Raw genomic sequence first — 18692 nt, 5'->3', positions numbered from 1 at the left:
CGCTTTGCGCGATCGCCTAGCGTCTCTGATCACAAAAGTGATTATTAAGAATTATGTTAACTTATCTTAAGATATAACAAATTTGGCGTGAGTGTCATGCTAAAAAAAGCTCCCTTATTAGCTGAAAACTTTGATGGTAGGGATTATATTGTAGCGACCCTGAAGGCTGATGAACGGTATGAATGGGAATAATTTCTACCACACTATTAGTGTAGGCGATCGCTTCAAATCTCTGGACTAACTCTAATGTCCAAGGTTCCTCTCGTACCTGCTGCTGCTGGTTTTGCAACCAGTTTACAAGTTGCGATCGCCCAATTCCCGACAAAATCCCGGCTGTTAAAGGTGGCGTATACCAACTGCGATCGCACCATCCCCAAAGGTTGCCTGTACTGGTTTCTAGCCAATTTCCTTGAGCATCGATTAATATTGCTTCTTGAGCATCTAAGCTAGTTTTTGCCAACCAAGCACTCAAATAATTTCCAGTTTTATGAGAAGGGAGAGAGCGAGAAAATTCTGAACTGGCAACAGCGCATGAAATACCATTTTTTTGTTTTTCCGTCAAATTTTGTGGTAATAATCTACCAGTTATCCATTCCCGTCCATCGGGAAAGAGGGTAATTCTGAGAATTGGGAAGTGCGTGAGAAGAATTTGAGCGCCTTTGCGTAGACGGTTCCAATCTGGTTGCTGCCAACCAAAGGTTTGTAATGAGAAGAGTAAGCGATCGCAGTGTGCTTGCCAATTGGTTAAATTACTATCTAGCGAATTCTCATAAACTCGCAATGTTGTAAAAACAGTCGCCCCATAAAGTAAACCCGGATCGTTAATGTTTAACTCTAGGGTTTGAGAGTGAACTAATTTGCCGTCATACCAAAAAATATTATTTGTCACAACCAGATTATTTATCTCTACAACTCCCTTGAAAAGTGGTGACTTGTAATACTCATACGCTGCATGAGATAAAATCTGTGGGCTGCAAATCGCTGAACGCTAGAATCCAAACTCAGATGTTTACAATCATGATTTCTGGCATATTCAATTAGCCACTGAAATAACTGTTGACCATAACTATGCGTAGGCGTAGCCCGCCGTAGGCATCGCTTCAACTCATCAACAACTAAATCATCAATATATAAAATTTTTCCCGATGCTAAACAATTATAAATCCGAAATCCAGCGACCGCTACAGCTTGATTTTCTGCTTCCAAGAATGCAAGTTTATATCCTTCTTGCATTTGGTATCTCACTTGTTCTACAAACTTAGTCTGCTCAAGGTGAGGGCGCAACTGGGAAATCACAGCAAAACACCCTAATATGTGAAAGTCCGATTCTGCCAATTGTATTGATATCATTGATTATCCTACTCAATCATGTCTGGGAAAAATGGAATTAATTACATTATTACTTAATATGCTTTTGTTAAGAAATACTGGCAAAAAATTTGGGTTTTTTAGACGAGATGAATCGCCATCTCTACAAGTATTTTGGTTTTAACTGAACTGTATTACATTATTGTTAATAATTTAATCTTTTGGGGGAAATATAATTTTATTAGTACCTTCAGGAGTTGTAATTACTTTTCCTCCCAAAGCTTCGATTTCCCTAATTGCGCGTTTCCGAGTTCTCTCATCAACTTGATTACTTAAAACTATTGCCCAGGTAGAAATTTGAGCATACTTACTGTTAGGATTTCGACTCAGAAATTCAGCAGTTCTTTGAGAAGTATTTGCAATCATCTGACTCTCTACATCTGAAAACTTACTTGCCCAGTTTGCCGCCATTGCAAAAGACTTTTGGGCAGCTTTAGCATCTCCCAAAAATAATAACTCATCAACTCCTTTATAACGCCACACGTAATAAGATTTGTCAGGAACCGAAGCAGATAGTGATTTTAAGCCTTTCTCTGATAGTGCGATCGCGCGTTCTGGCATAGCAGCATACAATGAAGTACTGACAGAAAGGCTGCGATACGCTGCTAAAAATCGCGGGTCACATTTTAGAATGATTTCAAAATATTCTGGACTTAAACTATAACCTGTTTTATCCCGAACTTCATCATCTCCAAAATATTGTAGAAAGTTGAGATATACTAAGTCTGCAATGAAGTTATTATAACTAAAACTAGGAATTTCTTTGAAAAATTTCAGACGGACATTTTCAGATTTTATTTCTTTCTCTAAAGTTTCTAAAGAGGCGGATTGTTTGCGATTTATTAGTTTTTGCAATTCGGAAAATTGAATCAAGCCAACTCCTAAAATGCACGCACAAATTACAACAGGTGTAGTAATAGCTTTACGCGATGACAACAACATATTTTTCTTGTTTTCCCAGACATAAGCAACTTATTGTATATAACTTAATTGTATTTAAAATGCTTTATGTAAAATTACTCAGTGATAGAGTAAATAGAATAACATCCACCACCAAACAGATAAAAAAACCTTTAATTAGAAGAGTTTTGTGCTGATGTAGCGAATCAACAGAGACTTTTTCAAGGTTGTAATGTTTAATCCTAAGCCGCTACTTTATTATTTGGTAACAACTAGAGGTGAACGAGTCTATAGTAATCCTATTTAATTTACTCTCTAGCATAGGCTCAGATCCCTGAATTCTTAAAGAATTCAGGGATCTTTTTGTTTGTAACTCCTGTATATATTGCTATATCTTTTCCTAAAGAAACTTAAAATTAAGTATAATATCAAACTCAGTATAAAATAATAAGTATTTACTGCAAATTTAATACTCAATATCATGAAGTATAAATTTTTTTTATTCACTGCCAGTATTTTGAACAACAAGTTCTGAAAATTTTAAAGCTTCTTTGCTTTTACTTAGTTTTATTAAGCAAAGCTGGTAAAATTTTCAACATCATAATAGAATGAGGTTTTGTTGAAATTTAAACCTTTTCCCTCTAGAAGATTATGGTAAATACTGTAATTACAGATAACTTGGAAAGTAACGGACTAGCTGTTAGTGCAAGAAACAGTGATTTTAAAACAATAGTCACTAATCTTAATTCTGATAAAAAGGGACTGGATGTTGACGAAATTATTAATGCTATCAAAACAGTAATCGTTGAAGTGATTGATTTAAAAATCACTACTTGGGTTGCAGAATCATCAGAGCAGTCACAAAATGAGATAATATCAGCATCGGCTAAACCAGGAAATCGAATATATACTCGGATTAATCTTGTTAATGGGGATATCGAAAATGAAATTGGGAGTCAATTTACTGATAGCGGCCCCTACAAAGAAATTCGCGAATTTCATTTAACTCAAGTTAAAGACAGTCGGGAGATTATTCACAAGAATATAGAAAGCGTGGAAAAATTGTATGGATTTTTGATGGAAATAGTTAAATCTCACAAAAAACCACAACTGTAAGTATTATTTATTAACTACTCATTCAAAGTAAAGCATCGACAGTAGCTTAGTACCGCAAGGCGGAAGTGAAAATAATTGTATTCCAAGCTCTTACGCCATTTGAAATGCTTTATTTATTTACGCCATGCGGTACTAGCAACATCTTTAGGTTCATTTGCGTATATCTAGCTATCAATACAAAGCTACAGCCAGATTAGTCAGAACTATAAGAGGATGAAACATTATGTCTAATGAGATTAAAATTAAAGACCGAAATGTTATTCAGGCTGACAACCGAAATGGTACTCGATCTGAAGATATTCAAAACAAAGCTAGAGGCTTGTTAAACAATTTAGTATTGTCTGTACAGACATTAGTTTCTGACATTACAGCTTTAGAAGTGAATACGATGATTGTGGATAGGATTAATGCCTCAAAGTTTAATGCTTGGGAAGCATATCAAGAGATTTATTCTATACATGACCCAGATTATTTTGACGCCAAAGGGATTCCAAAAGAAGGTTCTCAAGCTCAAGAACTGCGTAAGCGCTATAGGAGCCTATTTGACCAACTTGAAAGAGAATATTTTTACCTTCTGCTTGAGGAGGATTCAGGTTTTTATAATCCACAGGATGATAGAGTAAAACAATATCGTCAGAGGCTTGAATACGCAAAAAAATATCAACCAAGCCTGGTTGAAGCTGATAAGGAGAATGTGAAGCTAGCTGAACCAATACTACCTGCTCCAACTCCCATTCTTGATGATAAAGATGGAAACAACCAAGGAGATTGGATTGAAAATTTCAAAGAAATTCAAAGACTTTTAAATAATGATAGATTTGTTCGGACTTTGCGTAAAATGACTGAGCTAAAAGCTGCACTTGATAGTAGTAATGTTACAAGTACCAAAATTGATATTATTTATGCTCAAACTGTCATGCAGATAGATGGAGATATTATCACTCGTTATCATAAAGAACTGTTTAGTTTATCTGAAGATGCTAAAAACTTAATCATTAATACACATAATCAAGGAGTAGTTTCTGGTGAAAAACAGTGGCGTGGAACATTTAGTTTTTTGATTAATTTGGTACAAAGTATCGCAAATTTATCTCGATAATGAACGTTGATATAGCAAAAATAGACCGTCAAACTGATGTTGCACTCTCTCTTTCTCTACAAGTTCCTCAGGGCGATCGCTTTCAACTTAAGGTCGATCAAGGACAGTGTAGTTTTTACCTGAATGAGAGAGTTGTAGAACAGATTCAGCAGGCGCAAAAAATTGGTACTTCTCTATACATTCCACCAAAGCTGATAATTTCTCTCTGGTATTACGCCTGCTTCAGCAAGAATATTGTAATTGCAAACAAAAAGCAAATTACCGAAAAGCAGTTTAATAAAGTTTTTTACGTTATTGTGATAGTCAATATTTTAAAATTATTTTTGAGTAAAACTGCACGGGATCAAATAGCCTTACAGCCTGGAGTCACCTTTAATTCTTACTATCAGCAGCCTCAATCAACTTCAGATACTTATGAAGAAGAAGACATCATTTTACAAAGCACTATTCTTCTTCATGGTGATATATTTAACAAAATTAAGTGGAATTTCATGCAGAATTCCAACTGCTCAATAATTATCTCGGCTCATTATTGGCTGACTGAACAAGTATTAAGTTCTTTTTGGACTAAATTAAATCTGCTAGTTTGGGAGATAGCTTCGCTGTTTCCTGCTGCGTTAGTAGTCTACAATCTGTATCCAGCAAATTTGATGCTATCAATAATTGCTTGGATAGGCTTCACTATATTAATTGCAACTACCCGCTATGTACTTGTCAGTCAGCTGCAAAGACGTACTTCTATTAACTCTAAATTTATAACTTGGTGGGCATGGTCGCTAATTTGTCTTATCCCTAGTGTTTTTATTGGTGCTACTAGCGGCTTTAAAAATGTTAATGCATTATTATTACCACTTTTGTCACTTATAGCTCCAAAACTTGCAGAGTATATTTTAAATTTTACCGGGCCACGAGTTGGGAAACTACTCATCCGTCGGTTCCTATCATTTTGAGTATATAAATAATAAATTTTATAATTATTTTTACTGTTTCAAAAGTTGCCAACATTGTTGAGCGATCGCCCAATCTTCTTGAGTATGAATAACTAATACCCGTACTGCTGAATCGGGTGTAGCGATATCCTCATCCACAGGCTGCTGTTGATTTTTTTCCAGGTCTATTTTTAGTCCAATAAATCCAAAGGCTTCACAGGCGGCTTGACGAATTTCTGGAGAGTGTTCACCCACACCTGCTGTAAATACCAAAGCATCTAATCCACCTAAACTAGCAAGCATTGCGCCGATCGCAGAACGCAAGCGATGCACGTAGATATCCCAGGCCAGTTGAGCGCGGGAATTACCTTGAGCAATCGCTTCTCTCACCTCGCGCATATCACTAGATACACCCGAAATTCCCTTTAACCCAGACTCTTTATTTAATACATGATTCAACTCTTCTACAGTGTAATTACAGTACTGCAACAGGTAAATCAGAATCCCCGGATCGACTGAACCAGAACGACTACCCATCATTAATCCGTCTAGGGGCGTGAATCCCATAGTGGTATCAATACTACGACCGTTTTTAATTGCCGCTAAAGAGCAACCATTACCCAGATGGCAGATAATTAACCGCTCAGATGCGACATTTCGACCGAGAATTTGGACAGCACGTTGAGAACAGTATTGGTGACTAATACCATGAAACCCATAGCGGCGAATACCTTGTTCTACCCACTGATATGGGCCGGGATAGATTGCTGCTGCATCGGTTAAAGTAGCATGAAATCCGGTATCAAACACTGCTACTTGAGTGGCATCTTTTAAGGTGTTTTCAATTGCTTCTATGCCTTCCACTGCTGCTGGATTATGTTCGGGAGCAAGATTAGACAGACCAGCGATCGCCTTTTTGACATCCTCCGTAATTACCACACTATCTCGATAATCCTCTCCACCATGTACTATTCGATGCCCCACCACATCGATTTCTGACAACCGATCGATTACCTTGGTATCATCATGACTAAGTGTATTGAGCATATAGGTGAGGTGCGCCTGTGGAGAATCACCAGAGATTGATTTTTGCAGCATTTCACCCGTAGCAGTTTTCACCTCAATTTCTGCCACACCCCGATCTTGAGTCCAGTTAATTTTCCCTTCCCAAAGGGGTTGGGGTGCTTGAGTGGGAAGAGTTTTATCTGCAATTTCATACAGACAACTCTTTTGGCTGCTCGATCCGGCATTCAGTACCAATATCTTCATAGTGACAACAGAAAAAGACGATCTCCTTTGATCGTGCCACTAATTCTAGCTTCATGCTTAGTACAGTTTTGCGTAAAAGCGTAGGGTTTTTAATTCAGGGGAACGCATTAACAACGACAAATAGACCATTTGTAGAGACGCGATGAATCGCGTCTTTACCCAAGAATGTGTTACAAGCATTAATTGAATTAGTATCAGTTATCACTTCGTAGCTTAATTGGGCGGATGTCGCGGATTTTGAGGGTTCTTTTACCTGCATTATCGTCGTCATCAATCGTGACGAGGTATTTCAGGACCGTATGGTTTGCATTTCCACCAGTTACGGTGACAACAAATGCTGAGTAACTGTTAGTGCTTGTGCCACAACCACTTCGGTCATGAAAGGTTTGATTCCATTCACCAATATGGATACCTTCGCCTCGTGGCTCATCACCACTTTGTTTAATTTCATTAAGGAGAGCTACTTTCAGTTGAGATAACTTTGATTTTTTATCAGCAAGCATAAGTTTAAGAAACTTATCGCGATTAAACTGGTCAAGGTTGTTGCCGTTGCTGCATTTATCTTCGTAGTTGGCCTCAGCTGAATTCGGACTGGTCATCACCAGTGCTGGGAGCTTGGGAGACTGAGCGGCGTGCCCACTTGCTGTTGCTAGTGCCAGAACACATAAAGTAAAAAAACCAAAGCGCATTGAATTTTCCGAGCCTGAATTAGTGTGTCCAATCAAGGTTAACTGCAACGGACACTAAAGAACAGAGTTGGCTCGGTAGGCGTATGCAGCAAAGGTGTGAAATGAGCAGTGATACCAAAAGTTACGAGTATGCAGGGAAGGAAACCCCCAACTGAAATCGTTATACTAACTGTGGGAGGCTGTTTATCTATCCAGCCAGATTCCATAGTTGTATTTTTTTATAGCTTGTTGCACTATGTCCTTCTTCAAAACCCCGCTGATTGGTTTAAAAGCTGACTCATTTCGTCATCCATTAGACCTGGAAGCTACCAGAGCGCTCAAGCAGATACCAGGCATAGATATGTTAGTGCGAAATTGGCTTGGGCCAATGGCAGAGCAGGTTTTTTATGTGGAAAATATTGCCTCCAGTATTCTGGTGGGTGAAAACCAACTGCCCGATTTATACAAATTGTTGTTAGATGCCTGTAAAATCCTCGACATAGATCCTCCCCAGTTATACGTCCGGCAGCATCCGGCTCCCAACGCCTATACTTTTGCTATGCGGAGTAAGCAGCCCTTTGTTGTGCTACATACTTCCCTGATTGATATGCTCACACCAGAGGAAATACAGGCAGTAATTGCCCACGAACTGGGACATCTCAAGTGTGACCATAGTGTTTACTTGACTCCTGTAAATTTATTAATATTAGCTGCGGCAATTGTGCCCAATGTTGGTACTTTTGTTGCCCAAGCCATACAGGCACAACTTTTAGAATGGGTACGTTGTGCTGAGTTTACCTGCGATCGCGCCGCATTACTAGCAACCCAAGATCCCAAAGTTGTCATGTCCGTATTGATGAAGTTGGCTGGTGGTTCTCCCGCCTTAGCGCCACAACTGAATCTCGATGCCTTTGTTGCTCAAGCCCGCGCTTACGATGATATTAGCAAGACCGAACTAGGCGAAATGGTAAAAGCCGCCCGCACAGCACAATTAACCCATCCAGTGCCAGTATTACGGGCACGAGAAATTGATCGCTGGGCAAGCAGCACAGAATATCAAACTCTGTTGCAAACTCACGGATTGAAGTCTACTAATAACGAAGTTGCACCCAAAGGCGGATGGCGCAATTGGTAGAGTTACTAATCGCAACCACTTTTATGCTTTGTAGAGGGGAAAACGAGATTTGCCTCATCCACTAGACATTTCCAGAAATTAAATATGCATTATCCAGAATCCTTGTAGAGACGTAGCAGTGCTACGTCAAAACAATTCTTTTTCACCAGAAATGCAGAATATTTAGCAAAGCTTTAGCAGTAGTCTTAAGGCATACAAATGTGATGTCTGGCAACAAGCTGTTCTGGAAGTATGTGTCTACGCACTCAGATAAAATATTGGTACAGCTAAAAAATCAGCTAATGACCAGGTTTCCCTACGACCAGTTTGCAAAAGACTCAGAGCAAGCCATAGAAAGACCTATAGACTACCAAAACCAGAAACAATATTATTCTGGTAAGAAAAAAATGCACACTTTAAAAAATCAGTTTATTGTGCTGCCAAAAGGAGAAGATATTGTTGATGTATATGTTGGTAAATTAGGTAAAGCAAGCGATATAGGTTTATTTCGAGAAACACGGCATAAATTCAATGTTGAACAAAAGTTTATCGGTGACAAAGCCTATATCGGAGATAATGCAATTACTACACCATATAAAAAACCAAAAAAATCAGAGATTTCACAAGTACAAAAAGAACAGAATAAAGAATTATCTTCACGGATAATTGGTGTCGAACACATGATATGTTGTCGAGTGAAAATATTTCGAGTAGCAAGTGAGAAATTTCGTTTATCTCGTCATCGCTATAATCAGGTAATAATGGCAGTATGTGGACTTGTCAGATTGCGACTTAATTGCTCATGGTTTTTATCTATTAATAATTGAGTTTATCAGGGAGAGAATAAATTTTTATTCTTTCTATCTTTTCCTGCCTAACTGATAAATTAGCTCGATTAATTGCCCTAAAGCCTTATTGTTGCGTCCACAAAGTGCTTGCGATGCCTGCGGCGGTTCGCAAAGCGACCATCACAATCCATTAAAATAGCTAAAAATATTGCACAGCAAGCATTTTAGGTTTTCGGATAAGTCTAAAATATTAATTTTGCTGACAATGATAAAGTTCATATTCGTAGCCATTGACGCCTGGTAAAGATTGAGTATCAGATATAACGCACGTTTTGACGGCTTCTGCGACGGGGGCGTGAAAGTTTACCAACCATAAGTCAAAAGGTCGTGGTAATTTATTTAAAGTATTTTCTAGAGCTATGGTGGAGGTATTGGGGTCTTGGTCTTGATGGGCAAGGAGAAACAGAGGTTTCTGGAGTGAATTGCCAAGTTTAATCTCCCTAGCTACCCCCATCATTTCCCCAGTGTGTACATAAGTTTTGTGGGTAGTGGCAATCAGTACTGGTACTGGGGATATTTGTTGAATTAGTTGCACAAACAGGTCAGGGCGATAATATTTTTGATAGCCGAGATTGCAGAACACTGTAACTGCACTCAAAAATGCCATTGACCAAATTAATATCACAGCTTTTTTGCCATTTATTCCCCATCTACCGATGGTTTTGATGCCATTTTTCTCTAGTTCTCTTCCCAGCAATTCCTGGGGAGGATGCCAACAAGCTGCCAGACTTGTGCCTAGTAAAATAACGATCGCCGGAAAGTAAACAAAATTATATCTAGCACCTCTGGTCAGATCGATACCCAAAAAGTAGGTAAAGATAAAGAATAAAGCGATCGCGCTGATAGTGACTCCAATAAACACCTGAATCATCATCCCGTTTTCTGGATGCTGTAGTTGAATCTTAATTCCACGTAGCAAGATTGGTACTGCCCAAATAAAGAAAGTCAACATCACTACTCCAGAAGGAATCACAACCAAAGCTTGAGAAGATTCCACTGGTAATAGGCAAATCATGGCAATCAATGTTCCCAAAGCCTGAAAAATTGGGCTTAACCAATCTAGTCCAACGCGCGAACCTCGAATCCACTCGGTCAAAACACCACGATTTTTATTCTCTAATAAGATTGGTATCCAAATTAAACCCGCCACACAAGTACCTATAGCAACGGCATAGATGCGCCGCCAGGGAGGAGAGAAGAGGAAAGAAAATTTTCTGCTAGTTTGCAATTGCAGCCAAGCAAGAAAAATCAAAACTACGGCTTCTGTGCAGAGAGTGAGGGTAAAGAAATAATGAGTCGCAATACCTAAAGCATTAATTACTATCCAGAAAAGTGCTATCCAGATGGGTAAAGGTGTGCGGTTTTGAATATGACGTGTGGCAATTACTAAACAGGTGAGGGAACCAATTACCCATAAAATTGCCAAAGTGTAATGACGCGCTTCTTGTGCTAAAAACACGCCGTAGGGTGATACTGCCATCATGGCAGCAGTCAAGTGTCCCACTAATGGCGAACGAAATGCTACTCTACCTAATACATAAACACACGGAATGGAGGCAGCGCCGAGGATTGCTGGCAATAATCGCGCCCCAAACAACGACACTAATCCCCCATCGCTCTTAAATAATTTCATCCACAGATAAGCCAGTACAAAATACAGTGGTGGATGGTTATCTTGTGTAGCTAAGTTATGAACCACATCACCAATACTAGCCGTTGGGTTTAGTTGCAGTGGTTGCAATAAGGTATCAGGTGCGATCGCTCGATCTAAGGGTACTCCTAAAAAAGTATTTCCCAAGCTAAACACCAAGGTGGAAAATTCATCAGTCCAAGGAGGCTTTGCAGTCAAGTTGACTAGGCGCAAACTGATGCCGATGAGCAACCATATTAAGTTCAGCAAAAAGTGAACCCAAAAAGGAGGAAGTCGAGCCTGCCAATTTTGCCAATGCTTGTATTGTGAGCCATGTTCGGCAGAGGCAAGTAGCAACGAGATAATTTTTCTGTAAAAATAAAATGCAGCTGGGAAAAGAACTCTCATTGCTGGGCCTCACACGAATGGATTTGTAGATTTGACGCTGAAGATTGAAGTTCGTTCTAAAATCTAAAAACAAAAATCAAAATCTCAAATCCCTCGTTGTGATTATTTCACGTCGGTGACACGCCAGCTAAGTTTTAAATTAATCCAGAAATTCCAGATAGTAGCAACTGCGATCGCAATAAAGTTGGCAATATAACGGTTGTGAATAATAAAATTGAATACCAAATTCAAGATCAGTACATTCAATACCAGTCCAGCCAGACAAATAGCATTGAATTTCAAAAACCGCTTCAGGCGTTGATGCCATTCTTGCTGTCTGGCGCTGACATCGGCAAATGTCCAAGCGTCATTCCAGAAGAAATTATTTAAAATTGCAATCTCACCGGCAACAATTTTGCTGCGTGTCAGTGGCCAAGCCAAGGTAGTGGGATCGCTGAGTAAGTAAAGTATTGCCATATCCACAAAGACGCCACTAAAGCCAACTAATCCAAAACGCAGAAATAGACTAACGGGGAAATTGACTTTTTTACTCAATCGTCCGACTCGCCCTGTGGAAAGCCGCAACCGTACTAAGTGGTGGACATAATCTATATATTGCTTCCATGTCACCTTACTCTCGCCCTCTTTGCGTTCGCGGAACACATACCCAACTTCGGCAACTTGGTTTACCTTTCCCCGGCCGATTACTTCTAGGAGAATTTTGTATCCGACTGGATTGAGTACTGCATTAGCGATCGCACTCCGGCGTACCATAAAATAACCACTCATGGGGTCGGAAACTCTGCCCAGTACCCCCGGTAAGATCACTAAGCCTAACAACTGAGCGCCACGAGACAAAAAACGCCTTACTACACTCCAGCTACTAACACCGCCTCCTTCCACATGACGGCTGGCTACAGCTAAATCGGCTCCTTGCTCAACACTACGCAACAATTGCATCAGCACCTCTGGCGGATGCTGCAAATCTCCATCAATTACCCCCAACACATTCCCCGTCGCAGCTTGCCATCCACGAATCACCGCTGACGACAGCCCCCGTTCCTGTTGACGTCGCATCACCCGCAACTGGGGGTATTCTATCGTCAATGATTGTGCTATTTCCCAAGTTCGATCTGGGCTATCATCATCTACCACTATTAGTTCGTAGTTTCCTGGAATAGATTCATCCAGTAACTTACTCAAGATGCTGACTACATTCTTAACGTTGTCACGCTCTTTATAAGTAGGAATTACTAGAGAAAGGTAGATAGATTCACTACTTGTACCCAAATGGTTGGGAGGCAACTCTGAAATTTTTAGGGGGCCAGTTGGTACTATTAACAGCGAGTTGGATGAGTTTGTCTTCATATTCCAAATTGCAGAACGACGATATGTAAAGTCCGTAGAAAATAGAGCCAAACGTCTGCTGACTTTATTTACTCAACCTAGTTACTTAAAACTTGAGGAATACTTTTGCTACAGTTAGCTGTTCTGAAAGTTTAGTAATTCCCGCACTTCGATATCACACTATTTTTCTAAATTTAATCTAAACTTTGCATTCTGCTACTAATTTTATGGTATTGTCTGTGCTATTAGATAGATTTTACATAAGTATACTGTACCATTAAGTAAACTAAGTCAATAAATATACAGATGATTCAGCTAATTTTTATAATCTTTTAATAAAAATATGGATAATATCAAGTAAGTATGAAGTATTCGTAAATTTTGTTAACATAATTCCAGACCACATTATTATTGTCAATAATCCGATTAAGCATAATGGTTTTTCAGTACTTAGTTATGCTAAATCATTAATTATAAATGTTAAACAATACAAACAATTGTATTATTATATACTGAGTAAAATCTCTGATGTAATCGCTTATTCACTGTAAGTACAATAAAAAGGTTTTTTGTGTATCGAAAATATAGTCAAGAAAGAGGATATTAAAATTCTTACAAAGCTTCTTGATTTACTTTTGTAGAAGTTGTGTAATATTGTTTTCATATTGGAATCGAAATTATTTTACAAACCGAATCAACAAAATCATACAGTACTTGTCCTCGCTGTAGTACAAAAATCTATGAACTATACCACAATCCGGTTATGGATGTAGAAATTTTGATAATTTCCGAGCTTAGACGATGTTTGAAAAGTTTTGGGCGAATATAATTCGCTACTACATAAACGAAGTCTACCTCCGTGGAAAGCATGAAAAATCAAGGGTTTTTAACCCACGTTTGTCCTTGGCGTTCGGTAGGAAAGGTGGGTAAAGTCTCGGGTAGCTGCGGTTTTTAATCGCCAGGACAAGTAATAATTTAGACTTTTCAAACAACCTCTTAGATGCTTGTTAAATTGTCATTCAAACTATTAGCTAAACATACTATGTCCTAAAGAACCAATAAAATTTTACCATCGGTTATTAAGGCTTTGAGGAGATTGAAAGCTACATGAAAAAGCAATTGTCACAAAACTGGATTATTTCTAAGTCTTGGTTACGTTTTTTAGCGATCATCATATTAGTAATAGGTGTATTTTTTCGCTTCGTAAATCTTGACAAGAAAATTTACTGGAATGATGAAGTTTATTCATCATTACGCATATCTGGTTATCTCGAATCGGAGATGAATGATCGGTTACGCAATGGTCGTTTGGTCAGTCTTGAAGATTTGCAGAAATATCAATATCCTAATTCTGAAAAAAACACAATTGATACGATTAAAGGATTGATTTCAGAAGAATCGCAGGTTGTGCCACTATATTTCGTGATACTCCGGTTTTGGGTGGAGTGGTTTGGCAATTCCATAGCAGTTATAAGAAGTTTTTCGGCATTCATTAGTCTGCTCACTTTTCCTTGTCTTTATTGGCTATGTCAAGAATTATTTGGCTCTTCACTAGTAGGTTGGATGTCCATTGCGTTGATAGCCATTTCACCTATTCATGTTTTATATGCACAAGAAGCACGAACATACAGTTTATGGATAGTAGCCATCTTAATATCGAGCAGCGCACTGCTGCGAGCCATGCGCCTTAAAACAAAGGTTAGTTGGTGTATTTATGCAGCAACATTGTCACTAGGATTTTATAGCCACTTATTTTTTACTTGGATTGCTCTTGGACAGGGAGTTTACGTAGCTGTAATCGAACGCTTTAGATTGAGTAAAACATCGATTAATTACTTGTTCTCAGCGCTTGCAGGGTTTATAACTTTTCTGCCTTGGATTTGGATTATTATTACTCACCCTACTCCTGATAAACTAAGTTGGGCAAATGCTAAACAAACATTCTTTGAGTCAGCTATAAGGTGGGTTGGGATTATTAGTCGTGCTTTTCTTGATGTAGGTATTGGCTCTAGCGAACCGCTAAAATTTAATATTGCCTTAATTTTTTGCATTTTCATTATTCTAACTCTAATTATCTACTCAATTTATGTTCTTTGCCGAAGAACCTCTAAAGAGGTTTGGTTATTTATCTTAATCTTGACTGGATCTGTAGCCCTTCCTCTACTGGCAGTAGATTTATTATTTGAAAAACAATCTACTAGTACTCGATATTTACTTCCAGTCGTTTTAGGTATGCAGTTATCTGTTGCTTATTTATTTACCATTAAATTAACGTCTATTTCTCCTAAAATTTGGCAAAAGAAGCTATGGTCACTTGTAGTTTCCATAGTAATTATCAGCGGTATCGTATCTTGTATGCTCAGTTCTCAAGCCCAGCTATGGTGGATCAAAGTCCCTCAAAGATACCAAGAATATCCCGAAATCGCTAACATTCTTAGTAAAACTAATAAACCGCTTTTAATTAGTGATGCTGACATGATTTTCATCCAAACACTTGGTCATTTACTTGATCCAAAAGTGCGATTTCAATTCGTAACTCAAGAGCAGTTACCAGAGATTACTAATGGCTTTACTGACATATTCCTGTTCAAGCCTTCTGACTTCTTAAAGGCTGGGATTGAGAAAATTTATAACTCAAAGTTACAGCAGATAGACAGATCACTCTGGAAAATCACAAAATCTAGTTAAACCAACAAGGATACGATCGAAATCTAGCAGTTGGGATGCTACCTTTGAATATGACTCGTAGGTTAAAAATTAATATCAATTAGCCTTATAAGTAGCACAATTAGAGCCAAAATATACTTGCTTATTCAGTATATAGCGTTTCCTAAGCAACCGAGATACACCTAAATCATTTCAACAAAGATTAGTAGCTTTGAAAATGTACCTCATCAGGTCATAAACCGCTATATAATATGCTTAATTAATAGTTAAAATGGTAACTTAACAAGCATCTAACTCTGAAAATATCAAAGTTTATAAATCCTATTAAACAAAATAGAGACATATTATTCATATCAAAGTCATTTTTTTTGAAAGAGTAATAGTTATTTATTAACCGTAAGAGCAGCCATAGGATTTCTATTTTGTTTTAGAAAAAAACGACCTACTCCATAAAGTAATACCAATTCTGTATGAAGATGCACATAATATCCTTGTAGTCCCCCTGAGGCATTGGAGGACGGCGATAGCCGAGGGGAAAATTATATAAAGCTTCACAAATAAACGGTATAAGAGACAGTTATTAAAGTAGACATATACAGATATTGATATTCCTCTTTCCCAGGATTTATCAACGTTTAACGATAAAAAAACTCAATGTTTAATAAATTAAGTATACTATTTAGGAGATATTGGATGGTAAATATGTCAAAAATAACACCATAAAATCCCCCAATAGGGCATTGCAAAAAAGATAAAAATTTTGTTTGTTATTAAAATGACGGTGTAGCTTTATTGCTTGTTTTGACTAAATTAACATCTTAAGAATACAGGGGAAATCATGCATATTCCTGATGGATTTGTTTCTGTACCAGTGGCAGGGGCTACTGGTTTAGCGAGTGCAGCAGCGCTGTTTATTGCCTTCGGGCGATCGCAAGAAACCTTTGGTAGCCGTCGTGCGCCCATATTGGGACTAACCACCGCCTTCATTTTTGCCGCCCAGATGATCAATTTTCCGGTAGCAGGTGGTACTAGTGGTCACTTGTTAGGGGGAACCTTAGCGGCGATCGTTTTGGGCAGTCCTTGGGCAGCAACTTTAGCCATGTCAACAGTTTTCGTGATTCAGGCAGTTCTATTTGCCGATGGTGGCATCACTGCATTGGGGGCAAATATTTTGAACATGGGGTTGGTCGGGATCTGGGTTGGTTGGTTGTTATACCAACCACTACAGCGATTACTAGGAGGTTCTAGAGGACGCTTACCTTTGGCAGCCGGCATTGCAGCAGCGATTAGTGTCGTTGCAGCGTCCATTGCATGTGCTATTGAGTTAGCCATTTCTGGAACAATACCCTTGAACATCGGTTTGCCAGCAATGGCAGGTGTCCATATTTTGATTGGGATTGGCGAAGGATTGATTACAGGGGGCGTGTTAAGTTATCTTGTCAAAGTTCGACCTGACCTCTTGCCAGGAGAACAGCCGCAATTACAGAAGTGGTTAGTACCAGTGGTGAGCATTTTCTTAATTGCTGGTGTGCTATCGCTGTTTGCCTCAACTTGGCCTGACGGATTAGATTCAGTAGCCGAAAAATACCGCTTTAAAGACAAAGAAGCCCCAGTAGTTGAAATTCCTACTCCTTTGGCTGATTACAAGGTCAAGGGCTTGGATGGAAAAATTAGCACCAGCATTGCTGGGCTTCTGGGATCTGGGGTTTGCTTTGCTGTTGCCTTTGGCATTGCCAACGTGGTGAAACCGAAGAATGCTTAAACTTTCTTTACCGCTACGCTTGCAACTGTCTCTAGTGATTGTGGTGGGGGCAGCTTTATTAAAGCATCATGCTTGGTATGAACTAAGTATATATGGCGCGATCGCACTTTTATGGGCTTGGTTATTGCGCGTACCAATTCGCCAATTGGGAGGATTACTCGGCACAGAATTGATTTTTTTGTCATTGCTGGCCTTGCCCTTAGGATGGGAGCGAGCTAGTTTTTTACTGGTTCGTTCGCTGATTTGTCTGGTTACAATGAATAGTTTTTTGTTGACCTTACCGCCCCACAGTTTCGGAATTGCCCTTAAAAGTTTACCCGTACCAGCACCTTTAAAAGAAAACTTGTTGTTAGCTGGGCAATATATGGAAATTTTACTCTCAGAAGTAACCCGGATGCGGCGCAGCGCCCAATTACGCGGTTTGACTGGTACAGGAGGATGGTTGCGTTATGCCAGTGCTGCCATGATTGGAGCTTTGTATCTCCGTAGTTTGGATAGGGCAGAGCGAGTCTATGGGGCAATGGTAACTCGTGGTTACAACGGACAATTGCCCATAGATTCTACCCTCAGACCAAAAGAACGTTTTGCCCTATTACTAGCTTGGGCGATCGCTGCTGTTGTCACCCTAACTTCTTACAAAATTTAACCCACTCCTCAGAGACGAATACGCTTGGGTTAAGAAATTTGTCCGTTGAGGCAGGCAGAGGTAGCAGGGGATATGGGGGATGCAGGGGGGAGAGAAAAGCTTATCCCAAGCGTATTGCCTTATAGACGCAATTTATCGCGTTTCTACTGTACACTCCATTACATAGGTAAATTTTGAAATCTTTAACTTCCAATTCCCAAACATCAACCAGTAACCTCCATACAGCCGTAGTGGAGGTTAAGAACCTAGTGTATGCGTATTCCCAGCAGGAGCCAGTATTACAACAAATTTCTTTTACCTTAAACAAAGGCGATCGCGTAGCATTGATGGGAGCAACGGGTTCGGGGAAAAGTACCTTGTTGGAGAACCTAATTGGCTTAAAAGAACCGCAATCTGGGAAAATTGCAATTAATGGTATTCCCGTAGAACCGCAAACCTTACCCCAAGTGCGTCGTCAAATTGGTTTTAGCTTCCAAGATGCCAACGACCAATTATTTATGCCGACCATTTTAGAAGATGTTACCTTTGGGCCACGTAACTATGGTATGTCACCAGCAGAGGCAAGCGATCGCGCTCGACAGTTATTAGCTGATTTTGGTCTAGAAGCCTATGCCAATCGTTCCGCACATGAACTTTCTGGTGGACAAAGACGCCTAGCCGCCCTAGCCTCGATTTTAGCCCTAGAACCGACAATTTTAATTTTGGATGAACCAACTAACGGTCTAGATCCAGCATGGCGGCGTCATTTGGCGCAAGTATTGTTAAAATTACCCGTGCAGGCGATCTTAATTGCCTCCCACGATCTACATTGGTTAGGCAGAGTTACTCAACGCGCTTTGGTGTTATCTGGTGGTCGCATTCAAGTAGACAGCGACATTGAACCACTTTTGCAAGATGGCGCTACTTTAGACCAGTTGGGTTTGCCGATAGATTGGTGATTTG

At 39.3% G+C, this 18692-nt stretch carries 16 protein-coding genes; 9 read left to right on the top strand and 7 right to left on the bottom strand.

Annotated features, from left to right (window positions below; genetic code table 11):
* Nucleotides 1–94: 94 nt before the first annotated feature.
* From V7L31_RS23875 to V7L31_RS23865, 3 genes are all read right to left on the bottom strand, one after another.
* The gene (locus V7L31_RS23875; protein WP_334698559.1) at nucleotides 95–889 is read right to left on the bottom strand and encodes an aminotransferase class IV; all 795 of its coding nucleotides are present in this window, start codon (nucleotides 887–889) and stop codon (nucleotides 95–97) included.
* 17 nt (nucleotides 890–906) lie between these two features.
* Nucleotides 907–1350, bottom strand: a complete 444-nt coding sequence (locus tag V7L31_RS23870) for a GNAT family N-acetyltransferase (RefSeq protein WP_334698558.1) — start codon at nucleotides 1348–1350, stop codon at nucleotides 907–909.
* A 171-nt stretch (nucleotides 1351–1521) separates the two neighbouring features.
* Nucleotides 1522–2310 (bottom strand): hypothetical protein, encoded by a 789-nt coding sequence (locus tag V7L31_RS23865; protein ID WP_334698557.1) that lies wholly within the window; start codon nucleotides 2308–2310, stop codon nucleotides 1522–1524.
* Nucleotides 2311–2919: 609 nt separating this feature from the next.
* Here V7L31_RS23865 and V7L31_RS23860 point away from each other — a divergent pair.
* From V7L31_RS23860 to V7L31_RS23850, 3 genes are all read left to right on the top strand, one after another.
* Nucleotides 2920–3384, top strand: coding sequence for a hypothetical protein (locus V7L31_RS23860; protein WP_334698556.1), 465 nt, complete (start codon nucleotides 2920–2922; stop codon nucleotides 3382–3384).
* Between the two features lie 223 nt (nucleotides 3385–3607).
* A complete protein-coding gene (locus tag V7L31_RS23855) occupies nucleotides 3608–4483 on the top strand; it encodes a hypothetical protein (protein ID WP_334698555.1) in 876 nt (291 codons plus the stop codon).
* Entirely contained in the window at nucleotides 4483–5433 is a 951-nt protein-coding gene (locus V7L31_RS23850) for a hypothetical protein (protein ID WP_334698554.1), read from the top strand. Before V7L31_RS23855 ends, V7L31_RS23850 begins: the two co-directional genes overlap by 1 nt.
* A 30-nt stretch (nucleotides 5434–5463) precedes the next feature.
* On the opposite strand, the gene V7L31_RS23845 is transcribed toward V7L31_RS23850, so the two are convergent.
* Both V7L31_RS23845 and V7L31_RS23840 read right to left on the bottom strand, forming a co-directional pair.
* The gene (locus tag V7L31_RS23845) at nucleotides 5464–6681 is read right to left on the bottom strand and encodes an acetate kinase (RefSeq protein ID WP_334698553.1); all 1218 of its coding nucleotides are present in this window, start codon (nucleotides 6679–6681) and stop codon (nucleotides 5464–5466) included.
* 194 nt (nucleotides 6682–6875) lie between these two features.
* Nucleotides 6876–7283 (bottom strand): hypothetical protein, encoded by a 408-nt coding sequence (locus tag V7L31_RS23840; protein WP_334698552.1) that lies wholly within the window; start codon nucleotides 7281–7283, stop codon nucleotides 6876–6878.
* A 322-nt stretch (nucleotides 7284–7605) separates the two neighbouring features.
* On the opposite strand from V7L31_RS23840, the gene V7L31_RS23835 reads away from it, so the two are divergent.
* Nucleotides 7606–8484 (top strand): M48 family metallopeptidase, encoded by an 879-nt coding sequence (locus tag V7L31_RS23835; protein ID WP_334698551.1) that lies wholly within the window; start codon nucleotides 7606–7608, stop codon nucleotides 8482–8484.
* 203 nt (nucleotides 8485–8687) lie between these two features.
* Nucleotides 8688–9290, top strand: a complete 603-nt coding sequence (locus tag V7L31_RS23830; protein WP_334698550.1) for an HARBI1 family protein — start codon at nucleotides 8688–8690, stop codon at nucleotides 9288–9290.
* Nucleotides 9291–9501: 211 nt separating this feature from the next.
* Here V7L31_RS23830 and V7L31_RS23825 read toward each other — a convergent pair whose 3' ends face one another.
* Both V7L31_RS23825 and V7L31_RS23820 read right to left on the bottom strand, forming a co-directional pair.
* Entirely contained in the window at nucleotides 9502–11349 is a 1848-nt protein-coding gene (locus V7L31_RS23825) for a glycosyltransferase family 39 protein (RefSeq protein WP_334698549.1), read from the bottom strand.
* 102 nt (nucleotides 11350–11451) lie between these two features.
* The gene (locus V7L31_RS23820) at nucleotides 11452–12696 is read right to left on the bottom strand and encodes a glycosyltransferase (protein ID WP_334698548.1); all 1245 of its coding nucleotides are present in this window, start codon (nucleotides 12694–12696) and stop codon (nucleotides 11452–11454) included.
* A gap of 1086 nt (nucleotides 12697–13782) precedes the next feature.
* Here V7L31_RS23820 and V7L31_RS23815 point away from each other — a divergent pair.
* The 4 genes from V7L31_RS23815 to V7L31_RS23800 all read left to right on the top strand — a co-directional run bounded on the left by V7L31_RS23815 (nucleotide 13783) and on the right by V7L31_RS23800 (nucleotide 18688).
* Complete coding sequence (locus V7L31_RS23815) at nucleotides 13783–15363, top strand: glycosyltransferase family 39 protein (RefSeq protein WP_334698547.1); 1581 nt, start codon at nucleotides 13783–13785, stop codon at nucleotides 15361–15363.
* A gap of 817 nt (nucleotides 15364–16180) precedes the next feature.
* Entirely contained in the window at nucleotides 16181–17104 is a 924-nt protein-coding gene (locus V7L31_RS23810) for an energy-coupling factor ABC transporter permease (RefSeq protein ID WP_334698546.1), read from the top strand.
* A complete protein-coding gene (locus V7L31_RS23805; RefSeq protein WP_334698545.1) occupies nucleotides 17097–17750 on the top strand; it encodes an energy-coupling factor transporter transmembrane component T family protein in 654 nt (217 codons plus the stop codon). Before V7L31_RS23810 ends, V7L31_RS23805 begins: the two co-directional genes overlap by 8 nt.
* Before the next feature lie 173 nt (nucleotides 17751–17923).
* Entirely contained in the window at nucleotides 17924–18688 is a 765-nt protein-coding gene (locus V7L31_RS23800; RefSeq protein ID WP_334698544.1) for an energy-coupling factor ABC transporter ATP-binding protein, read from the top strand.
* Nucleotides 18689–18692: the final 4 nt, after the last annotated feature.

Source organism: Nostoc sp. (genome assembly GCF_036916655.1).
In the GTDB taxonomy this organism is placed as follows: Bacteria; Cyanobacteriota; Cyanobacteriia; order Cyanobacteriales; family Nostocaceae; genus Nostoc.
The sequence above is the reverse complement of the archived record's forward strand: the minus strand, read 5'-3'. Positions and strand labels throughout refer to the sequence as shown.